Annotated in this window: 20 protein-coding genes and 2 tRNA genes; 15 read left to right on the forward strand and 7 right to left on the reverse strand. The window is 60.6% G+C overall.

All coding sequences use genetic code 11. The features are described from left to right. Window positions 1-114 precede the first annotated feature (114 nt). From AC3EA7_RS21125 to AC3EA7_RS21160, 8 genes are all read left to right on the forward strand, one after another. Window positions 115-558 (forward strand): Hsp20/alpha crystallin family protein, encoded by a 444-nt coding sequence (locus AC3EA7_RS21125; protein WP_488616057.1) that lies wholly within the window; start codon window positions 115-117, stop codon window positions 556-558. Window positions 559-877: 319 nt separating this feature from the next. Beyond that, window positions 878-1162, forward strand: a complete 285-nt coding sequence (locus tag AC3EA7_RS21130; protein ID WP_488616058.1) for a hypothetical protein — start codon at window positions 878-880, stop codon at window positions 1160-1162. A 314-nt stretch (window positions 1163-1476) separates the two neighbouring features. Next, a complete protein-coding gene (locus tag AC3EA7_RS21135; RefSeq protein WP_041331273.1) occupies window positions 1477-1971 on the forward strand; it encodes a roadblock/LC7 domain-containing protein in 495 nt (164 codons plus the stop codon). 62 nt (window positions 1972-2033) lie between these two features. Next, window positions 2034-2609: a GTP-binding protein gene (locus AC3EA7_RS21140; protein WP_411856854.1), complete on the forward strand. Its 576-nt coding sequence runs from the start codon at window positions 2034-2036 to the stop codon at window positions 2607-2609. 58 nt (window positions 2610-2667) lie between these two features. After that, window positions 2668-3471 carry a DUF4388 domain-containing protein gene (locus tag AC3EA7_RS21145; RefSeq protein WP_488616059.1) on the forward strand — a complete coding sequence of 268 codons (804 nt, stop codon included), beginning with the start codon at window positions 2668-2670 and terminating at the stop codon, window positions 3469-3471. 363 nt (window positions 3472-3834) lie between these two features. Further along, window positions 3835-5352, forward strand: coding sequence for a bifunctional phosphoribosylaminoimidazolecarboxamide formyltransferase/IMP cyclohydrolase (gene purH, locus AC3EA7_RS21150; protein ID WP_488616060.1), 1518 nt, complete (start codon window positions 3835-3837; stop codon window positions 5350-5352). Between the two features lie 126 nt (window positions 5353-5478). Beyond that, the gene (gene hisIE / locus AC3EA7_RS21155) at window positions 5479-6090 is read left to right on the forward strand and encodes a bifunctional phosphoribosyl-AMP cyclohydrolase/phosphoribosyl-ATP diphosphatase HisIE (RefSeq protein ID WP_488616061.1); all 612 of its coding nucleotides are present in this window, start codon (window positions 5479-5481) and stop codon (window positions 6088-6090) included. A 2-nt stretch (window positions 6091-6092) separates the two neighbouring features. Continuing rightward, window positions 6093-7376, forward strand: a complete 1284-nt coding sequence (locus tag AC3EA7_RS21160; RefSeq protein ID WP_488616062.1) for a sensor histidine kinase — start codon at window positions 6093-6095, stop codon at window positions 7374-7376. A gap of 3 nt (window positions 7377-7379) precedes the next feature. Here AC3EA7_RS21160 and AC3EA7_RS21165 read toward each other — a convergent pair whose 3' ends face one another. Beyond that, window positions 7380-7694 carry a GlsB/YeaQ/YmgE family stress response membrane protein gene (locus AC3EA7_RS21165; protein ID WP_488616063.1) on the reverse strand — a complete coding sequence of 105 codons (315 nt, stop codon included), beginning with the start codon at window positions 7692-7694 and terminating at the stop codon, window positions 7380-7382. A gap of 111 nt (window positions 7695-7805) precedes the next feature. Beyond that, window positions 7806-8096, reverse strand: coding sequence for a YggT family protein (locus tag AC3EA7_RS21170; protein ID WP_488616064.1), 291 nt, complete (start codon window positions 8094-8096; stop codon window positions 7806-7808). Window positions 8097-8233: 137 nt separating this feature from the next. Between AC3EA7_RS21170 and AC3EA7_RS21175 the strand changes: the two genes are divergently transcribed. Next, window positions 8234-8674: a hypothetical protein gene (locus AC3EA7_RS21175; protein WP_488616065.1), complete on the forward strand. Its 441-nt coding sequence runs from the start codon at window positions 8234-8236 to the stop codon at window positions 8672-8674. Window position 8675: 1 nt separating this feature from the next. On the opposite strand, the gene murA is transcribed toward AC3EA7_RS21175, so the two are convergent. Then, on the reverse strand, window positions 8676-9962 hold the full coding sequence (murA, locus tag AC3EA7_RS21180; RefSeq protein ID WP_488616066.1) for a UDP-N-acetylglucosamine 1-carboxyvinyltransferase: 1287 nt from the start codon (window positions 9960-9962) through the stop codon (window positions 8676-8678). 2 nt (window positions 9963-9964) lie between these two features. Beyond that, window positions 9965-10672: a hypothetical protein gene (locus AC3EA7_RS21185; RefSeq protein WP_488616067.1), complete on the reverse strand. Its 708-nt coding sequence runs from the start codon at window positions 10670-10672 to the stop codon at window positions 9965-9967. A gap of 25 nt (window positions 10673-10697) precedes the next feature. Between AC3EA7_RS21185 and AC3EA7_RS21190 the strand changes: the two genes are divergently transcribed. Beyond that, window positions 10698-10934: a hypothetical protein gene (locus tag AC3EA7_RS21190; protein WP_488616068.1), complete on the forward strand. Its 237-nt coding sequence runs from the start codon at window positions 10698-10700 to the stop codon at window positions 10932-10934. A gap of 673 nt (window positions 10935-11607) precedes the next feature. Here the strand turns inward: AC3EA7_RS21190 and AC3EA7_RS21195 are convergent. The 3 genes from AC3EA7_RS21195 to AC3EA7_RS21205 form a co-directional block, all read right to left on the reverse strand. Next, window positions 11608-12897 carry an MFS transporter gene (locus tag AC3EA7_RS21195; RefSeq protein ID WP_488616069.1) on the reverse strand — a complete coding sequence of 430 codons (1290 nt, stop codon included), beginning with the start codon at window positions 12895-12897 and terminating at the stop codon, window positions 11608-11610. 203 nt (window positions 12898-13100) lie between these two features. Next, on the reverse strand, window positions 13101-16169 hold the full coding sequence (locus tag AC3EA7_RS21200; RefSeq protein ID WP_488616070.1) for a winged helix-turn-helix domain-containing protein: 3069 nt from the start codon (window positions 16167-16169) through the stop codon (window positions 13101-13103). Between the two features lie 60 nt (window positions 16170-16229). Then, window positions 16230-17903 (reverse strand): acyl-CoA mutase large subunit family protein, encoded by a 1674-nt coding sequence (locus AC3EA7_RS21205; RefSeq protein ID WP_488616071.1) that lies wholly within the window; start codon window positions 17901-17903, stop codon window positions 16230-16232. Window positions 17904-18013: 110 nt separating this feature from the next. Here AC3EA7_RS21205 and AC3EA7_RS21210 point away from each other — a divergent pair, with 110 nt between their 5' ends. The 5 genes from AC3EA7_RS21210 to AC3EA7_RS21230 all read left to right on the forward strand — a co-directional run. Beyond that, window positions 18014-18628 (forward strand): hypothetical protein, encoded by a 615-nt coding sequence (locus tag AC3EA7_RS21210; protein WP_488616072.1) that lies wholly within the window; start codon window positions 18014-18016, stop codon window positions 18626-18628. Then, a complete protein-coding gene (locus AC3EA7_RS21215) occupies window positions 18573-19568 on the forward strand; it encodes a 2-hydroxyacid dehydrogenase (protein WP_488616073.1) in 996 nt (331 codons plus the stop codon). The genes AC3EA7_RS21210 and AC3EA7_RS21215 overlap by 56 nt, the downstream gene beginning before the upstream one ends. Before the next feature lie 90 nt (window positions 19569-19658). Continuing rightward, a tRNA-Tyr gene (locus AC3EA7_RS21220) sits at window positions 19659-19745 on the forward strand. A 76-nt stretch (window positions 19746-19821) separates the two neighbouring features. Beyond that, a tRNA-Thr gene (locus AC3EA7_RS21225) sits at window positions 19822-19897 on the forward strand. A gap of 55 nt (window positions 19898-19952) precedes the next feature. Then, window positions 19953-20074, forward strand: a 122-nt coding sequence (locus tag AC3EA7_RS21230) for a GTP-binding protein (RefSeq protein WP_488612880.1), incomplete at its 3' end; no start/stop codon positions are given.

A 20074-nucleotide genomic window follows, 5' to 3' on the forward strand; every position in this document is an offset into this window, starting at 1 on the left:
TCCGTAGATGGCATTCTAACACACATCGCATATACTGCTCAACGGAAGCAAGCAAACAACGACGCTCACAGCAACGTCCAGCAACATATGGACCTGACAAAGGAGGATAAAGCCATGACGAACCTGACTCGCTGGGATCCCTTCCAGGAAATGATGACCCTGCGTGAGGCGATGAATCAGTTGTTCGAGGAAAGCTTTGTGCGGCCGGACCTGGCGCGGGGCGGCTTCGTTCCGGCGCTTGACCTGAGCGAGACCGAGGACGCCTATCTGGTCGAGGCGGCGGTGCCTGGGTTGAAGCCCGAAGACCTGGAAGTGATGGTCGAGAACAACCTGCTGACGATCAAGGGCGAGATCAAGCAGGAGTCGCAGGAGAGCAAGCGCAACTATCATCGCATCGAGCGGCGCTATGGCGCCTTCCAGCGCCAGGTTGCCCTGCCGCGCTCGGTCAAGGCTGATGCCATCAAAGCAACGCTGAACAATGGCGTGTTGCGGCTGGAGATCCCCAAGGCTGAGGAAGTCAAGCCGCGCCGGATTCTGATCAACCCGACGAGCAACTGATCGTTTTGCGCAGGATCGGCTGACCCCCTGCCTGTCGGCATCCACATGCCGGCAGGCAGGGTTTTTTAAGGGCGACGGACTGTTAATACTTACATGTCGTCACGTTTCGGAAAGGTTTTCGGCGTGAAGCGGTGTGGCATGAGCCGCTACCTGATCGGCTTTCCCGAATTGCACGCGCCATGCTGCTGGGTGATTACTGTTTACAAATAGCACTGGACAACTGGTTATCCTCATGCTATGATCACACTGTACAAACCATCCGTCACGAGCCTGCCCGCCAGCATATGGATACAGGGCGCGAGCGTAAAGGTGCGCATCTATGCGACTCGATCTGAGCAGCAAGCGAGCCAGGAAACTTATCCGCGAACACGACCTGAGTGAGGAAGAGATTTTACAGATCGTAGCATCGGCGCGCATCAACCTGGCGACGTTCGATCCGGAATATCGCACCAACGTCACTCAGATCGCCGAAGATCTGCGCAAGAGTCGGCCGACGATCTACGGGTGGGCGGATCGGGCGCTGGCAGCCACCATCCAATCGCTGCGCAACATTCGCACGGGGCGTCCTCCTAAAGAACGCGAGCGCAATGATAATGAGGGATAACGCGCAAAGTGTAGCGATGTTGCAATCACATTATTATCCGAAATCGACATAGGTATCGGGCAGCATAGCGCAAGCGCAAAATGTAGCGATGCTGCAATCACGTTGTTATCGCTTCGATCACGTTCTGGTTCGAGACAGTGTAGTATAATGGGGAGTAGACTGCAGCAGACGCGCCACACGTCCGCGCATCGCAGCAGGCGCAGTGGTCCGTCTGCGGCACGAGCGGTATGCTATAATAGCGGAAGATAGGGCGGGTGCACAGTCTGCACATGCCTGTCCCGGTGCAGGCCGCCGCACGCAGAGTGGAGAGCCGCATGGATCCACAACTTACGAGTCAGATAGTTCCGGCTGAAGAGATCAAAGTCATCGAAGAATGCCTGGTGCGCCTTGCCGAAGACACGGGTGGCAATTACGTCCTGCTTCTTGACAAGAGCGGCCAGGTGATCACGGCACAGGGCGACGCTGCACGCCAGGATATTACCGCCCTGGGAGCGCTGATCGCCGGTACGTTCGCCTCCTCGCGCGAGGTTGCCAAACTGTTGCGCGAGAAAGACTTCCGCCAGTTGTTTACGCAGGGTGTGCGCGAGAATATTTTCATTTCGCTGATCGAAGATCAGTGGATACTGTGCATTATTTTCAACAAAGGGACGCACATCGGTCTGGTGAAGGTGCTGACGAAGAAAGCCACTGATGATCTGAGTGTGGTTCTCGAGCGTGTGCGTGAGCAACAAAAGGCGCGCGACGATGTGCTCGGCTCGTCGTTCCGCACTTCGATGGAAGATACGATTGACCTCCTGTTCCGCGACTAGACGGCCACTGCCGCGCGTTCGCGCCATATGGCATGGCCGCCGGCATGCAGGCGAGAGGACCTATGGCTCTGATCAACGTTGCTGCACGTGAGATCCACTGCAAAATCGTGTATTATGGGCCTGGCATGAGCGGGAAAACCAGCAACCTGCAGTACATCCACAGCCAGGTTCCAAAAGAAACCAAAGGGGAGTTGCTGTCTATTGCGACAGAGACGGAGCGCACCCTCTTCTTCGACTTCCTGCCGCTCGATCTGGGGAAGGTGCGCGGGTTCCAGACGCGCTTTCACCTCTATACGGTACCCGGTCAGGTGTTGTATGAGCGCACACGCGTCGCGGTGCTCAGCGGCGCCGATGGGGTGGTCTTCGTCGCTGACTCGCAGAAGCACAAACTCGAGGAGAATATCCGCAGCCTGCGCGAACTTGCCGTCAATATCACACGGCAGAATAAGCGCTTCCAGGACTTTCCGGTCGTCTTGCAGTACAACAAACGCGATGTCCCTGGCGCGCTTCCGGTCGCAACCCTCGATAAGTACCTGAATACGCTGGGGTGGCAACGGTTCGAGGCAACGGCAACCAACGGCGCCGGGGTGTTCGATACCCTGAAGGCGATCAGTAAACTGGTGATCAGCAAACTGTAGTGGGCACAGATTCTTGAACGTGATACGCCTTCCAATCTGTGCGCCCGGGATGTGAGCCATGGCACTCGCAGGCGATCTGAGCGAGTTTTCGCTCACCGATATCATTCAATTGATCGAGTTGAGCAATAAGTCGGGCGCCGTGCATCTCCAGGGCAGACGCGGCTCTCAGGAGATCGATGGCTGGCTCTATTTCCGCGATGGTCGCATTATTGGCGCCCGCCTGGGATCGTTGCCCCCGCTCGAAGCGGCGTATACGTTCTTCACGCTCACCGCCGGTCCCTTCCGCTTCCACGAAGATGTGACGCTCGATAAGCCGACCATCACCCAGAGCAATAATATGATCATCATGGAAGGCATTATGCGTCAGGAGGCGATGGCGCATGCGCCGGAACCAGCGCTTTCCATGAATACGATCCTGCGCCTCGTGCCTAACCCGTCGTCTACCGGCAGCGAGATTAGCCTTGAAGCCGATGAGTGGCGCGTGCTGACGATGGTGAATGGCAAGAATACCGTTGGGTATATCGCACAGCGCAGCGGCCTCGGCGAGGCGCGCACGTGCGAGATCCTGAACCGCCTGCTCGAGAGCGGCCTGGTCGAAAAACGTGACTCGAACCTGACCGATTCGCTGTTCCCTGAACTTGAACGGATCGTCCTGGATGCGCTTGGTCCCCCCGCTCGCGCTCTGCTGGTCGAGGCGTATGTGCGCGCCAGCATCCACGACCAGGATACGGCGACCTATGAACAGGTCGTCTTGGCGCTTAATCTCTTTGAGGCATCAGCAATCCGCACGTTTGGCGAAGCGCGTGTCCGTGAGCCTCTTGCCCACATGCGTTCGTTTGCTGAGCAGGTCTTCAGGGGTTAAGGCTCAGGAAGCCGCCTTTCATCGGCAACTCTCCTGCCTGTATCCGTCCGATTGTTCACCGGCGCCCGGTCGTCTCCGCGCCCGTCCGAAACTGTGCCCGCCTCGTGTTGCAGCGGTGACCGCCAATGTTCCACCTTAAGGCGAGGCGTGCGCCCATGCCAGGTGCGACGGATTCATGGGCAAGATCGATCTTGCTTGTCCGCCGCAGATCAGGTTGTTGCTGGAAGGCGCCGAAGTCTGGCAACTGCGCTGAAGCGGCGCCAGGAAACCTGCACGTAGTGCTCTGTGGTACAATGAAAACTAAAGAGTGCGCCGGCTTTCGCTTGAAAAAGCAGGCGGCGTTTGTACGTATGGAGGCGCAGAGTGCGTGCGCTTGTAAGTGTCTCTGATAAACGCGGCATCGACACGTTTGCCGCTGGCCTTGCCGAACTTGGCTATGAGATCATTTCGACCGGCAACACGGCGCGAACGCTGGCTGCGGCCGGCATTCCGGTCCGGCCGGTCAGCGAGGTCACCGGTTTTCCCGAAATCCTCGATGGGCGGGTGAAAACGCTTCACCCCGCTATTCACGCCGGCATTCTGGCGCGCCGCAATGATCCAGACCATATGGCGGCGCTCGATGTTCATGGCATTGTGCCGGTCGATCTTGTGGCGGTCAATCTCTATCCTTTCGGTGCGACAATTGCCCGCCCTGATGTCACCCCGGCTGAAGCAATCGAACAGATTGACATCGGTGGTCCCGCTATGGTTCGCGCCGCCGCCAAAAACCACGAGTCGGTGCTGGTGGTCGTCAGCCCGGACGATTACGACACGGTGCTCACGGCGCTGCGCACCGAAACGGTGACGCCTGATCTGCGGCGGCGCCTGGCGGCGCGCGCGTTTGCTCATACAGCCGCGTATGATGCCGCCATCGCCGGGTATCTGTCCGATGAACGTTTCCCCGACACGCTGCCGCTGGCGTTTCGCAAGGCGCAGGACCTGCGCTACGGCGAAAATCCGCATCAGCGCGCGGCGCTCTACGGCGATTTCCATACGTTCTTCGAGCAACTGCACGGGCGTGAGTTGTCGTATATCAATATCCTCGATATTGCTGCGGTCCAGTCCTTGATCGAGGAGTTCGACCCGGCGGAAGGTGCGGCGCTGGCGATTGTCAAGCACACAAACCCGTGCGGCGTCGGGGTTGGCGCCACGCCGCTCGAAGCCTGGGAGAAAGCGTTCGCCACTGACCGGGAAGCGCCGTTTGGCGGCATCATCGCCGTGAACCAGATGCTCGATCTGCCGCTGGCGCAGGCGATTGATGAGATTTTCTCCGAGATTGTCATTGCGCCGGCCTTCGCTGATGATGCACTGGCTCTGTTGCGCAAGAAGAAAAACCGGCGTCTGATGCGCGTGCTGCGCTCCGTCAATCAGGCGCATGGGCTGGCGTATCACAGCGTCCCCGGCGGTCTCCTGGCGCAAGAGCCGGACCTTGCGCCGCTCGATGAGGAACCGTTCGAGGTGGCGACGCAACGCGCGCCGACGGATGCCGAACGCGCTGCGCTCCGGTTCGCCTGGCGCGTCGTGAAGCACGTCAAGTCGAATGCGATCGTGTTTGCTGCCGCCGATCGCACGCTGGGGATCGGCGCCGGGCAGATGAGCCGCGTCGATAGCACCCGAGTGGCGATGTGGAAGGCGCAGAACGCTGGTCTTTCGCTCGCCGGATCGGCCATCGCCAGTGATGCGTTGTTCCCGTTCGCCGATAGCGTCGAGATTGCGGCGGCGGCTGGCGCAACGGCGGTCATTCAGCCGGGTGGGTCGGTGCGCGATGACGAGGTGATCGCTGCCGCCAACCGGTTAGGCATGGCGATGGTGTTTACTGGAAGACGACACTTTCTCCACTAGAGCAATACGCGCCACACGTGAGGCGCCTGTTGCCTTGCAGTTGGCGTTGGCTTCGACAGGCTCAGCCAACGCTTGCGGTACAGGGTAAAGGGTGGGCGACAAGGTGGAGATGGAGACGCTGTCCGTATGCAGTTCAATGAAGCAGGTCTGATCCCGGTTGTCGTACAGCACGCACGGAGCGGCGAGGTGCTGATGCTGGGATATATGAACGAGGAGGCATTGCAGCAAACGCTGGTCTCGGGCATGGTGACATTCTGGAGCCGGAGCCGGCAGGCGCTCTGGCGCAAGGGCGAAACCTCTGGCAACGTCTTGCGTCTGGTCGAAATCCGGCAGGACTGTGATGGCGATGCGTTGCTGGCGCTTGCAGAACCGGCTGGTCCCACGTGCCACACCGGTCGGGTGAGTTGCTTTCATCGCACCCTCGATGGCGATCCGACCGAAACGCGCATGCCATCCTCCGTTATCCTCACTGACCTCGCCAACGTTGTTGCACAGCGTGCATCCGCTCCGAAAGAGGGTTCGTACACCACGAAGCTGCTCATGGGAGGCGTTGATCGGATTGGCAAAAAGATCGGCGAGGAAGCAGCGGAAGTTATTATTGCGGCAAAAAACGGCGCACCCGCCGAGATAGCCTGGGAAGTCGCGGATCTGGTGTACCATACGCTGGTGCTGTTGCAACACCAGGGCATGACGCTCGAGGATGTCTGGGCTGAACTGCGACGACGCTATGGTGGTTGAACGTGACGCAACAGGATACAACCGGAGTCGCACTCTCCAAACAGCACGAAAGCCTGCAGAGTAGCCGTGTGGAAGGCATCACCTTGCCGCAGCGCGCCGGGCATCTGGCGTGGGTCGCGCAGACCGGACTGGCGCTGGCGCAGTGTCGTACAGCTGCCGAGGCTCCTAATGTGATTGCGGCGCGGCTCGATGCAGCGCCGTTTTTGTTGCGCGGCTACGTGATGCTGGTAGACGACGATATGTTGCGTGTCAGGCGAGCGGCGTCGTTTGGAAGAGCGCCAGCGCTGCCGGTGGCGCTGTCGCTGTCTGGCAGCCTCTGCGGTGCAGCCATTGCACAAGGGTGTGCGATTACGTCTTCGACGAGTGAAGTTGTTCCCGCTTCCTGGGAGCGAACCCTGGCGACCGACGCTGCGCTGATCTGTGCGCCCTTCGCCGGCGGTGAAGCGAAGGGAGTTATCTTTGCGGCATTGCCTGATGGCGCAATCAACGACACTGACGTCGTTGCGTGCCTGAATGCGGCAGCCACGCTCATCGGCGCCACACTCAATCGCGCCGCCGAGTGCGAGGCGCAATTGCAGCAGCGGATGCGGCAGATCGATCAGGCGCATGCTGAGCGCCTGGCGCTGGTAGGACGCCTGACCGCTGCGCTTGCCCACGAGATCAACAATCCGCTCCAGGCAATTGCCAACACGCTCTATCTGTTGCAGCATCGCCCGCTCAACGACGAAAAGCGCCAGCGCTATCTGACAATGGCGCAGCAGGAAACGGAGCACGTCATTGCCAGCGTGCGGCGTATCCTCGATCTGTACCGTTCGTCAGGGCAGGAGAAGCGACCGGTGGCGTTGCATCGGGTTCTTGATCAGGCGCTGCAACAGGCGGATGATATTCTGCGCGAACGCGCTATCGATCTGCGTCGTGAATTTACGCCCGACGATCTGCGTGTGCCGGGATTCGCCAGTCATTTGCGCTATGCCTGTTACAACCTGATCCTCAATGCTGTCTATGCCATGCCTCGCGGGGGACGGTTGACGATTCGCACCTACCGTCAGGTTGACGATACAGCGCATCTGGCAGTGACGGAGTTTGCCGATACCGGCGTTTTTATTGAGGAGTCTGATCTGACCCGGCTGTTCGATCCAGATGGTCCCGTGCGCGGTGAAGCGAATGGCATCGAACTACCGTTGAGTTACAGTATTGTTGAGCAACACAACGGCATGCTGACTGCTCATCACAGTGGGGACGAGATGGTCTTCCGCATGCTTCTGCCCGCAGTCAATAATCCCTAACCCCTACCTCTTGAGCGAGAACCATTGCCGTCCGCTGCGCAGCGCCTGGAGAATCACCAGCAGCAGCGTCGATCCCAGAACGGTGTACAGCAGGTTAAGGCGCGTATTGCCGACCCGAACCTCCGTTATTGGCGGCAGACCAAGTATTTCGGCCATCCATCCGCCGATCCAACTGCCAATGAATGCGCCAATGACTCCGACGATGATTGACACCAGCATCACGTGTAACCCTGGTGGGCTGAAACCGACAATCAATTCGGCGACGGCGCCGCAGATTCCGGCGATGACCAGTAGTATCAGCAACTGTAATGGATCCATGGGATTCTCCTGGTTGAGAACCAAGAACCGAGAACCGAGAACCAAGAACCGAGAACCAAGAACCGAGAACCAAGAACCGAGAACCAAGAACCGAGAACCAAGAACCGAGAACTAAGCGCCTGGCAAACGATTTCTGGTCCATCTCCACATGAGCGCTGTGATGAGCGGCAACACGAGCAGCAGCGTGAGCGTCGCATATTCGAGTGATGCGCCGTACTGCGGTTGCCCTGCATCGAGCGCTTGCAGCGGTGCGATCACTGGTTGTGTGACAGTGTACAGCGCCTGAACCGCGGGATTATCAGGACGAGCGGCGAAGAGGCGCAGGACGAATCGTGCGATCAACGCGCCTTCTGCTATCCCCAGCACGATGGTTGTTGCCACAAGAATACGATGGTTCTGCATGGAATGCGTGAATGAGAACATTCTCAGCTATGTTTCAGCCAGTGACCATCGTGTTTCTGCACGCGCCAATATACACTCATGTTATCGTTGATTATAACAGGATGAGCACGCTGCATGAACGCCTGAGGAGGCATTCTATGATCCAGGCGCCGTATTCGCCGGCTGCGGTCGTTCGTGAGACGCCTGCTGTTCCATCGCGCAGCATACGCTTCTACCAGGTGTTGTTTGCTGTCAATATGCTGGCGTTCAGCACGCTACTCGTCGCTCTGGCAGCGCTGCTGCTCACGCCGTACACCTCGCTCACGCCGCTCGAGGCGGAGACCATTCGTGCAGCAGTTCAGTCTCGTCTCGATGAAACCATCGATGATCCGCTGGTCGAAGCGGCGCCTGGCATCGTTGTGCGCTCCAGCAACATCCGTGGTTTCCGTCTGAATGGCGAGGTGTACTACTACTACATCGAAGGCGAGCGCAACTTCGATCCATTGAGCCGCGGCATCGTGGGTCACGGCGACATCGACGTGGTGCTGCGCGATCCGGTCGGTTCCAGTCCGCTGGTTGTCTATCGTCTGCGAGGTTGAATTAGCGGGCGCGTTCGATGTGTGCTCCCAGGGTGCGCAGGCGTTCATCGATCCGCTCGTAGCCGCGATCGATCTGACCGATGTTGTAGATGACGCTGCGCCCCTGCGCGCAGAGCGCCGCCAGCAGCAGCGCCATGCCTGCCCGAATATCCGGGCTTGGCAACCCGTCGGGTTCGCCAAACAACTGGCTCGGACCGACGACTACCACGCGGTGGGGATCGCACAGCACAATGCGCGCCCCCATCCCGATGAGCCGGTCAACGAAAAAGAGCCGGCTCTCGAACATTTTTTCCCAGATCAGAATCGTACCGCGCGCCTGCGTGGCGACCACAATCGCAATACTGATCAGATCGGGGTTGAAACCGGGCCAGGGGGATGAATCGATCTTCGGAATTGCGTTGTGCACATCGTTGCGGATGCATAATTCCTGCTCGGCGGGCACGACGATATCATCCCCTTCGTCGCGCCAGGCGACTCCCAACCGCCCGAATGCGATGCGCGTCATGCGGTGCTCGGACGGGCGTGCGCCGGTGATGCGCAACGCGCTACGGGTCACCGCCGCCAGTCCAATGAACGACGCCACTTCCATGAAGTCGGGTCCGATCGTGTACTCACCGCCGCCGAGCGACGATACGCCCTGAATGAACAGGCGGTTGGTGCCGATCCCTTCAATGCGCGCCCCAAGGCGGTTGAGAAAATGGCAGAGGTCCTGGACGTGCGGTTCTGAGGCGGCATTGCTGATCACGGTGTCGCCCTCGGCAAGCACAGCGGCCATGATGGCCTGCTCGGTGCCAGTGACGCTCGTTTCGTCGAGAAAGATGTCGGCGCCGCGCAATCGTTCCGCACGGAGAATGTACGCCGTCGGCGTCACCTCAACCGCCGCGCCGAGATCGCGGAGTGCGTTGAGGTGTGTGTCGAGCCGGCGTCGCCCGATCATGTCACCGCCAGGTCGGGGAATGGTCACATACCCGCGCCGCGCGAGCAGTGGACCGGCGAGCAGCGCCGAGGCGCGGATTTTGCGCGCCAGCGCCGGATCGGGTTCAGCCGTGCCTACTCCGGCGGCTTGCACCGCCCAGCTATGCGCGCTGCGCCGTTCGACACGAGCGCCGAGCCGCTCCAGCAAGCCTATCATGGCGGCGACATCGCCGATCTGCGGAAAGTTGTGCAGCACAACGTCGTGATTGGTCAACAGGGTTGCGGCAAGCAAGGGAAGTGCAGCATTCTTGTTGCCAGACGGTCGGATGCTGCCGCTGAGACGGTGACCGCCTTCGATGATAAAACGTTCCACAGTCAATGCTCCTTTGGCGGTTGATCTGATTCATCGGCTTGCGGCGCAGAGCGGAAGCGCGCCGGCAGGTGATGGCGCACGCGCCGCATCGTGTGCCGACCATGCGCTCGAATCCGATCGCCCAGGCTGGTGACGCGGTTTGCTGCTTCCTTGACCGCATTGCCCGTCGATTCCCTGGTTGCCTGCGCCTGCGCGATCACCTCGCGGGCTTTCTCCTGACCGATTGCCTGCGCTTCGCGGGCAATGCGCTTGAGTTCCTCACGCGGAACCAGTTCACCCTTTTCGTACCAGCGCCAGGCGGCCACGCCGGTTGCATACGTACCAGCGTAAGCGATGCCGACTTTCGGCACAATCCCCCACACCGGCGCCAGACCGACCAGCGTGCGGGCGATTTCGCGCCAGACGAAGGCGCCGCCGACGACGGGCATCACTTCGGCGATGCGTCGGCGAAAATCGGGCGGCGCGCCATACGCCAGCGCCAGGCGGTAGACCATGATCGCCTGATTTTTGGTGAGCACCAGAATGTCGGCCACAGCAAACGGGATGCCCAGGATCGGTATCTGTTCCGGCAGACTTGATGCCAGCGCATAGGTGGCATTCGTCATCGACGTTGAGTCGATCAGGCGACGCGCATAGATGGAGCGGATGCCCGGTAACCGCCGCGCCGCCGCAAGGTGATGCGTTGGCCGGCAGACGTTCAAGCAGCGCATTGGTCAAACGCTGCGCAGCATCAGTATGGTTGATGTCCGGGATGGTCACGGCGCGTGCGGCGGCGGGCGCCGGGAGCGGCGCGCTCCCTGGCGCAAGGCGTGTTCCAAAAAGAAGTATCAGCAGAGTGGGGCGCGGCAGGCGGTCAATCTGACTCAGCGCGGCGGCATCTCTCTCCGTCACCCCAACCCGGCTGTCAACCGCCAGAATGAGTGCATCGGCGGCGCTCAGGCGATCAGGAAATCGAGCGGCGTCGTGCAATGAGAGGAGCGTCAGGGATGTGACGCCTGACGGGGGATAGCGGTTGGAGCCACGGTGCGCCAGCGTGTCTATCGCCGTCAATGCCGCATCGTGCCCGACAGCGACAATATTGAGCGGCTGTTCCGCTTCGTCCCGGATCGCGTTGACATCGATCTCCCGCAGGGTCGACCACAGATTCCCGAGGGCGCTCCAGCGCGACATGCGCATCTCCTCAGAAGGCTGCTGAATACGGGCATCAGACGTGCAGCCCGACGACTCGCACCGAATCAATCGACGCCTTTCGATTATAGCACGCAGCGGACAGGGGGTATGCTGATAAGCAACTGAGAAGCGGCATCGAACGTTGAATGTTGAACGTGGGAAGGGGTAGCAGGCGGGAACGTTGCACGTTTCACGATGCCCGTGGCACGGCGGCAGGTAGGGGCGCGGCGGTGTCGCGCCCAGGGTGCAGGGCGGCGGGTAGGGGCGCGGCGGTGTCGCGCCCAGGGTGCAGGGCGGCAGGTAGAGGCGTGCCGGTGGCATGCCCGCGCCGGGTGGAGGTTGCAGGGCGCACAGCGGAAGGCGGCGGAAGACGATCCGTAGAGGCGTGCCGGTGGCGTGCCCGCGCCCGGTGCCGGTGGCGTGCCCGTGCGCCGGGTGCAGGGATGTGACGGAAGGGCGCCAGGACGAGCCTTGGTCAAGATGGAACCTTCTCTGTTCTGACAGCCACGTTTTCGCCGCTATCACGCGGACGATCCTCCAGATCACGCACGGCAGGGATTCCGATCACAAGAAGAGTCATTAGCAGACAGATGCTGCCGCCGAGCAGATACCAGACTTGCACGCCCAACGCATCGGCGACCGGACCGGCAATGATCAATCCCAGCGGTGTCATCGCCATCGACACGCTCCCCAGTGCCGTGAAGACGCGCCCCTGCATTTCTGGCGCCACAACCGACTGCACAATCGCCATGAGTGGAGCGTTGACCACGGGTGACATCGCGCCGGCCACAGCCACTGCAGCAAGGGCAGGTAGCAATGCCGCCGCAGGCGCAGCGCCAATCACCAGAATGCTGACGCCCAGACCAGCCAATCCAACGACCACGGTATGCATGCGACGCTCGAATCCGCCCCACACACCGATCATTAGACCTCCAAGCACGATGCCTGCGCCTTCGGCAGCGTTCATCCAAGCCAGCTGGAGCGCACCGCCGCCGAAATGCTTCGTCACCAGAATCGGCAACAGTGAAAATGCCGGGGTCAGGAGCAGGTTGATCAACGCTGCCATTGTCATAACAATAATCAGCCCGGGCCAGCGCCCGATATACTGCATCCCGGCGATCATCTCCGCCAACACCCCATTCGATGTGCCGTCGCTGGAATGAGCAGGATGCAGCGGACGGGGGAACTGTACCAGACCGACGCCTGCTACGGCGATCAGCGCCGTTACAACATCGATCAGCATCAGCGCGTGCAGGGGCCAGATGGCAATCAGCAGCGCGCCGAGCGGTGGCGCGGCAATGTTCGTTGCCCCGTACAGCATCTGATTCAACCCGCCAATGCGTGCCAGATGACGTTCAGGCGCCATGAGCGATATCGATGCCTGCATAGCAGGCCAGTGAAACGCGCCAGCCAGCGACCGCAGCGCCATAATGAGGTAGACGTGCCAAATAGCGAGCGCATCAGCCCAGAAGAGCACGGCGAGCACAGCCGCTCCCAGCGCGCCAGTCAGATCGGCGACTATGATCACTGTGCGGCGATCCCAGCGGTCGATCAACGGTCCGGCGAGCGGTCCAATCAGAATGCCAGGCAACAGGGCGACCAACGTTGCTGTGGCCAGCACAGTTGCCGAGCCGGTGGTGGCCGTTAGCCACCAGATAATGGCAAAGCCGGCCAGCCCGCTGCCAAAGAGCGAGAATGCCTGACCGATCCAGATGAGCGCGAATGGATATTTCCATGAAGTGTGTGAGCGATCAATGGTGAACATGCACAAACTCCTCTGTGACCGCTATCGCCTGCCCAACAGTTCCACCGGAGCGTCTCTACCGCGCGCATGCCGTCAGGCGTGCAGGCAGTCCTCTTCCATCCCGGGCATCCCAGGCGAGGGTCAGTTCTACCTGCGACGATTCTGCCATCACATCCCGCAGCGTGCGTCCTTCAAATAGATGAAACGCGGTGGGGAAATCCGCATCAATTGAGGATGCCCAGGTCGCGGGCGCGCGCAGCGGCCTGGGTGCGATTACGTGCGTTGATTTTGGCGTAAATGCGTTTGATATGCGATCGCACGGTACTGACGGCAATGACCAGGCTTGCGGCGATGTCCTGATCGGTACGCCCGGCAGCGAGCAGGCGCAGCACCTGAAGTTCACGTGCGGTAAGCGGTTCTGCCAGAGGTGCTGCCGAAGAAGAGGAGGCGGAGAATCCCGCCGGTGTATCGCGGAAGAGCCTCATCAGATAATCCACATACCCCAGCAGTCGGCGAGCGTCCCTATCGCCCTGTTGCGCTTGTGGCGCGATCAACGCGCCGCACTCGGCGAGCAACTGTTCCATCAACTCGCCCTCGTCGACAAAGGTGCGCGCCAGACCGCCGGGTTCAGCGAGACGCAGCGCCCGGATCAACGCTCGATGTGCGCCGGAAGCATCGCCCGCCTGATAGCGGGCAAGCGCCAGGAGTTTCAGGATGTCAATCATGCGGGTGATATGTCGCCCCTGTTCGCTCTGATCGAGCAACCGCTGGAGCAACGGCAGCGCTGTGCGCCCTTCGCCACGCGCCCGTGCAATACGCGCCAGCACCAGATATTCGTAGAACCGTTCGGGTTGTGGATCATCGGTAAGCGACAGCCCGCACGTCGCTGACCATTGTTCGGCAGCCTGTCGATCGCCGGCGCGTAGTAGACGCTCTGCGCGTCCCGCCATCACATGGTTGGCAATCCATCCAACCCGATATTCAAGGCAGAGTTGCTCGACCTGTTCGGCAAGTTCCGCTGCGGCGGCTTCATCGCCCCACGCCCGCCGGATTGCCGAAAGCAGCCCCGTACTGTCGATGCGGATGTCGTTGTTCCACCAGCGTTCTGCGCGCCTGAGCGCCAGGCAGGCGTAGTGTTCCGCTTCTGCCAGCCGGTTCTCCTCATAGGCGATGTCTGCCAATGCCAGATGGATCAGTGCGACAATTGGGCGTTCCGCAGCGCCGCGACGATCAAGCAGGCGTAAGGCTTCATCAAGCAGGGCGCGTGCATCGGTGAGTCGTCCCTGATGGCGATACACGCCAGCACGCGATAACAATCCGATCAGGGCGATAATCAGGTTGCGGCTCAGCGACGCAACGCGCAATTCGTCGCAGACCTGTTCTGCACTCGAAAGATTTCCCTGCATCAGGTGCGCCTCGACCAGATTCATCACGGCGATAGCACGGGCAAGACTGTGATCGATATGGGTCAGGTGTTCGAGCGCGCATGTGGCGTACTCCAGCGCATGTGGCACATTCCCGCGCACCCGCGCAGCAACTGAACGCACCGTAGCCAGTTCGCCAATGACCAGAGAGCGTGTTGGCGCATCGGTTTGAGACAGGAGATGTTCGACTTCAGCAGCGCGATCTTCTGCTGCATCAAATTGGATACTCGCCAGGAGCGCCCAGACCTGATCAAGCGCCAGACGCGGACGCGCCAGGACGGTCTCGTCTGGTAGCGCGGCGATCCAGTGCAACAGCGCCCGCGCATCGTCCTGTTCCCAGAGGGTTGCGTCCGCGATTGCTTCGATGACATCAGCAGCGCAGGCGGCATCACCCGCCTGAAGGAAATGATTGATGGCGGCGTCGGCGAACCCCGCAGCGTGGTGCCAGCGTGCAGCGCGACGATGGAGTTCGGCAACCAGATGGGGACGGATGTGCTGCAACCGGTCGCGCAGCATCTCGGCAAAGAGATGGTGGTAGCGATACCAGCGTCGCTCTTCGTCTAGCGGTGTGACGAACAGGTTTGCCCGTTCCAGGTAATCGAGCATCGCCTGTGCGTCGGTCGCACCCGTGCCCGATGTATCAGGGGAAAGCAGCGCATGGCACAATGCCGCCGACATACGCTCGAGGATCGATGTATGTAGCAGAAATGTCTGGACGTGATCCGGCTGCTGAGCGATGACCTCCTCTGCCAGGTAATCGACAATCGCGCGGTGACTTCCGGCAAAGCGTTGGATAAATCCTGCAACATCAGCACGATCGCGGATCGACAGCGCCGCAAGTTGCAACGCCGCCACCCATCCCTCGGTGCGTTCTTCCAGTGCATGAATTACCTCGGGTGGCAGGTCCAGCTCCATGGTTGAATGGAGAAAGGCGGCGGCCTCGTCGGTTGTGAATCGCAGATCGGCGGTGCGCAGTTCAGAAAGACGCCCGCGCACCCGCCAGCGCGCTAGCGGTAGCGGCGGGTCGGCGCGTGTGGCGAGAACCAGATGAACATGCGGCGGCAAGTGTTCGATGAATGCGGTCAGTGATTCATGCACCTCCGCCGAGGTCATCAGGTGATAATCGTCGAGCACGATGATGATCGACTCTCCAACGGCGTTCAGGTCTGAGAGCAGCGCGTGCGCCAGCAATGTGTGCGGCGGTCGCTGCGGCGCCTCGATCAATGAGCGGGTATATGCGCCTATCTCGGGACGAATGGCTGTCAACGCCAGGGTGATTGCGCTCCAGAAGCGCACCGAGTCGTCATCGCTCGTATCGAGCGAGACCCAGGCGATGGCAGGATGCGGGGATGCTTGCACATGGGTTATCCATGCGCTCAGCAGAGTCGTTTTGCCGAACCCGGCCGGAGCAGAGATCAGCGTCAGCGCCGTATGAAACACATCATCGAGGCGCTGCAACAGGCGTGGACGGGCAACCAGCGACGGGCGCGGCGGCGGCGGGCGGAGCCGACTGATGGTTGTCATGACCTGATCGATGAAAGTGGTCGAGGTATGGGATGGTGCATCGCCCTGGGCAAGCGCCACATCGATACGGTGTAGCCGTTCGGTGGTGAGATCGCGGGCGCGCCCCAGATAACGCTTGTGCAGTTTTCCACCGACGCGACGGTAAGCGTACCAGTACCAGCCGTTGCGCTGACGCTCGCGGCGCGCCGTAAAACCGCCGCGTGGACTGCGATACCCAAAGGATGCAGTCTGTTCGTCGTTCAGCCAGGCATACCAGGCGGGCGAGCCGATTACGATGGCGTCTCGCCCGTCCGTCTGAAGCAGCGTGTCGTCAACAACGACGTGAGTGTGGTGATGGCGGCGCATACTTTTACCCAACGTGTCAGTATACCACACCGTTAGGTAACTATGCACGACCTTCAAGTGTTACACAACGACCATCTCGCGATAGACTCCAAACACATCGCGCAGCACGTCACACATCTCGCCGATGGTAGCATATGCGCGGACACAGTCGAGGATCGGCGGCATCAGGTTGTCCTGCCCCAGTGCTGCTTCGCGCAGCGCCGCCAGGCGGTGCTGCACCAGCGCGTTATCGCGGGTGGCGCGCACGCGATTCAGGCGCTCCAGGTGCCGCGTCTCGCCATGCGGGTCCATTTCGAGGATCGGGATTTCGAGCGGCGTTTTCACCGCATACCGGTTGACTCCGACAATGCCGCGCCGCCCGGAGTCGATCTCGCGCTGATAGCGATAGGCGGCATCAGCAATTTCCGATTGGAAGAAACCGCGACGGATGGCGGGGATGACGCCGCCAAGATCATCGATCCGGCGGAAATAAGCGAGACACTCCTCTTCCATACGGTTGGTCAGCGCCTCAACGAAATACGAGCCGCCGAGCGGATCGACGGTGTTGGCGACGCCGCTCTCCTCTGCGATGATCTGCTGCGTGCGCAGCGCGATGGTGACGGCTTTTTCAGAGGGAAGCGCCAGCGCCTCGTCCATCGAGTTGGTGTGGAGCGACTGACATCCGCCAAGGATGGCGGCAAGCGCCTGGATCGCGGTGCGAACGATATTATTCTCCGGTTGTTGCGCGGTAAGCGAACACCCTGCCGTCTGCGCGTGGAAGCGCAGCCAGAGCGAGCGCGGATTCTGCGCGCCAAACCGCTCGCGCAGCGTGCGCGCCCAGATCCGCCGTGCTGCGCGGTATTTTGCCACTTCCTCAAACAGGTCGTTGTGCGCGTTGAAGAAAAAACTGAGCCGTGGCGCAAACTCGTCGACATGCAGGCCACGTTCGATAGACGCCTGGATGTATGCCAGCCCGTCGGCAAGGGTGAATGCCAGTTCCTGCACGGCGGTTGCGCCGGCTTCGCGGATGTGGTAGCCGCTGATCGAAACCGGGTTCCATTGCGGCACATGTCGGGTGGAAAACTCGATCGTGTCCACGACCAGGCGCATCGATGGCTCCGGTGGGAAAATGTATTCATTTTGAGCGATATATTCCTTCAGGATGTCGTTCTGGAGCGTGCCGCGCAGTTTGTCCCAGGGAATGCCACGCTTCTCCGCCACCACCAGATACATCGCCCAGATAATCGCAGCTGGCGAATTGATCGTCATCGAGGTGCTGATCTCGTCGAGCGGCAGCCCGTCGAGCAGAATTTCCATGTCGGCAAGCGAGGAGACTGCCACGCCACACTTGCCGAACTCGCCAGGAACCAGCGGATCATCGGTGTCGCGCCCGTAGAGCGTCGGCATATCAAATGCAATCGATAACCCGGTCTGTCCCTGCTCAAGCAGATAACGAAATCGGGCATTGGTTTCCTCGGCGCTGCCGAATCCGGCAAACATGCGCATCGTCCAGAGTTTGCCGCGGTACCCGGTTGGGTGAATGCCGCGGGTGAGCGGATAGGCGCCTGGCAATCCAATGTCGCGTAGCGGGTCGGTTCCTTCCAGATCGAGCGGGGTGTAGAGGCGGTTGATCGGCGCGCCAGAGACGGTTGTGCAGTCGGCGTCGCGCTCAGGCGCACGTTCGAGCGTGGGGCGCAGCACGGCGCTTTCCCATTCCTGATAGGCCTCACGGAAAGCAGCAAGCGAATCGGACATCGTCGTCTCCTCTTCATTGATTGACAACCACTGTGTAACTGTGTAACTATTGTATACTTCCAGTATACCCTCGAAATACATCCCTCCATCCAGACATGGAGCAGCCAACCATGCGAATATTACTGTTGCGCGCGCGCCGCTGGCGCATCGTCTGGGTTCTTCTCTTCGCCGCTACGAGTCTCGGATTGATGGCGAGCGGCGCAATACCGGCGACCTACATCGAACGGCGTGAAATGGCGCAGCAGGTCTGGAAGGCGCAATCGATCACCTCGTATCACATTGTGGTGCGAGCGTTTTTCGCCGGGCGCACGTGCGCGCAGGAGATCGAAGTGCGCGGAACACGGCACTATATGCTGCGCGATACGTGCAACTCCTCATGGCTCTCGTCGCTAACGGTTGATCGATTGTTCGAGTTAAGTGCGCGGCTTGAAGCCGCACCGGAGTGCTTCCCTTCCAAACAGGACTGTATTTGCCATCGCGTGCGGATCGGCGCTATCGAGTACGATCCCATCTACGGCGTTCCGACGACTATCGGTTGGCGGCGCGAAATGCAGCCAAACTGGCAACATCCGGCATACTGGAAGCGCGCCTGGGAGAGGCGTGAACTCCCCAACTGCGCCACGCCTGTCCGCACGCTGCGTCTTGAAGTTGTTTCACTGACACCGCTGTATGATACCGCGACCCCGCGCATACCTCACGCGTCGTCTGCCACAGGCGGCAGTTGAGATTGTGACCGCTGCCTGCGATACGACCTGCTGGGACGACGACGCGACGCCTGTGCCCCGTGAGACGCTTCTGCGCGCCGTTGCCGATGTGGATGGCATCCTCACCCTGCTGACCGACCGCGTGGACGCTGAGTTGCTCGATGCTGCGCCACGCCTGAAGGTGGTCGCCAATATGGCGGTCGGCTACGATAATGTCGATCTGCCAGCGCTCACGGCGCGCGGGGTGCTGCTGACCAACACGCCCGATGTGTTGACTGACACGACCGCTGATCTGGTCTGGGCGCTCATCCTGGCGGCGTCGCGGCGGGTCGTCGAGGGGCATCAGTTGATCGCCGCCGGTGGATGGACCACATGGTCGCCGATGTTCATGGTCGGTCAGGATGTGCATGGTGCAACGCTCGGAATCGTCGGCGCGGGAAGGATCGGGTCGGCAGTGGCGCGGCGGGCAATCGGGTTTGGCATGCCGATCCTGTATCACAATCGCCGCCCATCGCCGGCGCTTGAGGAGCGGATCGGTGCGATCCCCGGCGCAACCATCCGCTATGCGCCGCAACTCGATGATCTGCTCATCGAGGCGGATGTCGTAGTGGTGATGGTTCCGCTGACGCCGGAAACGCGCGGGATGTTCGGGGCGCGTGAGTTCGATTTGATGAAGCCAACCTCGGTGTTTGTCAATGCCTCGCGTGGTCCGGTCGTTCGTGAAGCGGAACTGATCGCAGCGTTGCAACGCGGCCGTCCGTGGGCTGCCGGTCTCGACGTGTTCGAACGTGAGCCGATCGGCGCCGATCACCCGTTGCTGGCATTACCCAACGTGGTGCTGACGCCGCACATCGGCAGCGCCACGGTCGCCGCCCGCACCCGTATGGCGGTGCTGGCGGCGACGAACCTGGTCGCGGCGCTGACCGGTCAGCCGGTTCCGAACCCGGTGATTGTTCGTTGAACGCAGGGTGAAAGGGCGCATTCGGTTTGACAGTCGCCCGCGACTGTCGTATAATGCATATCCGCTACGATATGTGGTGTGCTGTTTATTGGGTCGGTACCGAAGTGGCCAACCGGGGCAGACTGTAAATCTGCTGGCTTAACGCCTTCGCTGGTTCGAATCCAGCCCGGCCCACCAGTTCGACTGAGAATGTAGAGTTGAGATCGAGGCAGTGTCATTTCTCAATTCTACATTCTCATTCTTATGTTCATACGCCCATGTAGCTCAGCAGGTAGAGCACGTCTTTGGTAAAGACGAGGTCACGGGTTCGAGTCCCGTCATGGGCTCCAGCCGGGCAGCGGCGATCAGCGCTGCGCCTGACAGTTCAAGGAGCAATACAAAGCAATGGCAAAACAGAAGTTTGAGCGCACCAAGCCGCACGTCAACGTCGGCACCATTGGTCACGTCGACCACGGCAAGACGACGCTGACCGCCGCGATCACCAAGGTGCTCGCCCTGCAAGGCGC

The sequence above is a fragment of the Roseiflexus sp. genome, assembly GCF_057785375.1.

Excerpts from the sequence above, each read along its gene's own strand:
- AC3EA7_RS21125 (WP_488616057.1), top strand. The coding sequence starts at position 115 with ATGACGAACCTGACTCGCTGGGATCCCTTCCAGGAAATGATGACCCTG.
- AC3EA7_RS21130 (WP_488616058.1), top strand. The coding sequence starts at position 878 with ATGCGACTCGATCTGAGCAGCAAGCGAGCCAGGAAACTTATCCGCGAA.
- AC3EA7_RS21135 (WP_041331273.1), top strand. The coding sequence starts at position 1,477 with ATGGATCCACAACTTACGAGTCAGATAGTTCCGGCTGAAGAGATCAAA.
- AC3EA7_RS21140 (WP_411856854.1), top strand. The coding sequence starts at position 2,034 with ATGGCTCTGATCAACGTTGCTGCACGTGAGATCCACTGCAAAATCGTG.
- AC3EA7_RS21145 (WP_488616059.1), top strand. The coding sequence starts at position 2,668 with ATGGCACTCGCAGGCGATCTGAGCGAGTTTTCGCTCACCGATATCATT.
- hisIE (WP_488616061.1), top strand. The coding sequence starts at position 5,479 with ATGCAGTTCAATGAAGCAGGTCTGATCCCGGTTGTCGTACAGCACGCA.
- AC3EA7_RS21165 (WP_488616063.1), bottom strand. The coding sequence starts at position 7,694 with ATGGATCCATTACAGTTGCTGATACTACTGGTCATCGCCGGAATCTGC.
- AC3EA7_RS21170 (WP_488616064.1), bottom strand. The coding sequence starts at position 8,096 with ATGCAGAACCATCGTATTCTTGTGGCAACAACCATCGTGCTGGGGATA.
- AC3EA7_RS21175 (WP_488616065.1), top strand. The coding sequence starts at position 8,234 with ATGATCCAGGCGCCGTATTCGCCGGCTGCGGTCGTTCGTGAGACGCCT.
- AC3EA7_RS21185 (WP_488616067.1), bottom strand. The coding sequence starts at position 10,672 with ATGCGCTGCTTGAACGTCTGCCGGCCAACGCATCACCTTGCGGCGGCG.
- AC3EA7_RS21190 (WP_488616068.1), top strand. The coding sequence starts at position 10,698 with ATGGTTGATGTCCGGGATGGTCACGGCGCGTGCGGCGGCGGGCGCCGG.
- AC3EA7_RS21195 (WP_488616069.1), bottom strand. The coding sequence starts at position 12,897 with ATGTTCACCATTGATCGCTCACACACTTCATGGAAATATCCATTCGCG.
- AC3EA7_RS21200 (WP_488616070.1), bottom strand. The coding sequence starts at position 16,169 with ATGCGCCGCCATCACCACACTCACGTCGTTGTTGACGACACGCTGCTT.
- AC3EA7_RS21205 (WP_488616071.1), bottom strand. The coding sequence starts at position 17,903 with ATGTCCGATTCGCTTGCTGCTTTCCGTGAGGCCTATCAGGAATGGGAA.
- AC3EA7_RS21210 (WP_488616072.1), top strand. The coding sequence starts at position 18,014 with ATGCGAATATTACTGTTGCGCGCGCGCCGCTGGCGCATCGTCTGGGTT.
- AC3EA7_RS21215 (WP_488616073.1), top strand. The coding sequence starts at position 18,573 with ATGATACCGCGACCCCGCGCATACCTCACGCGTCGTCTGCCACAGGCG.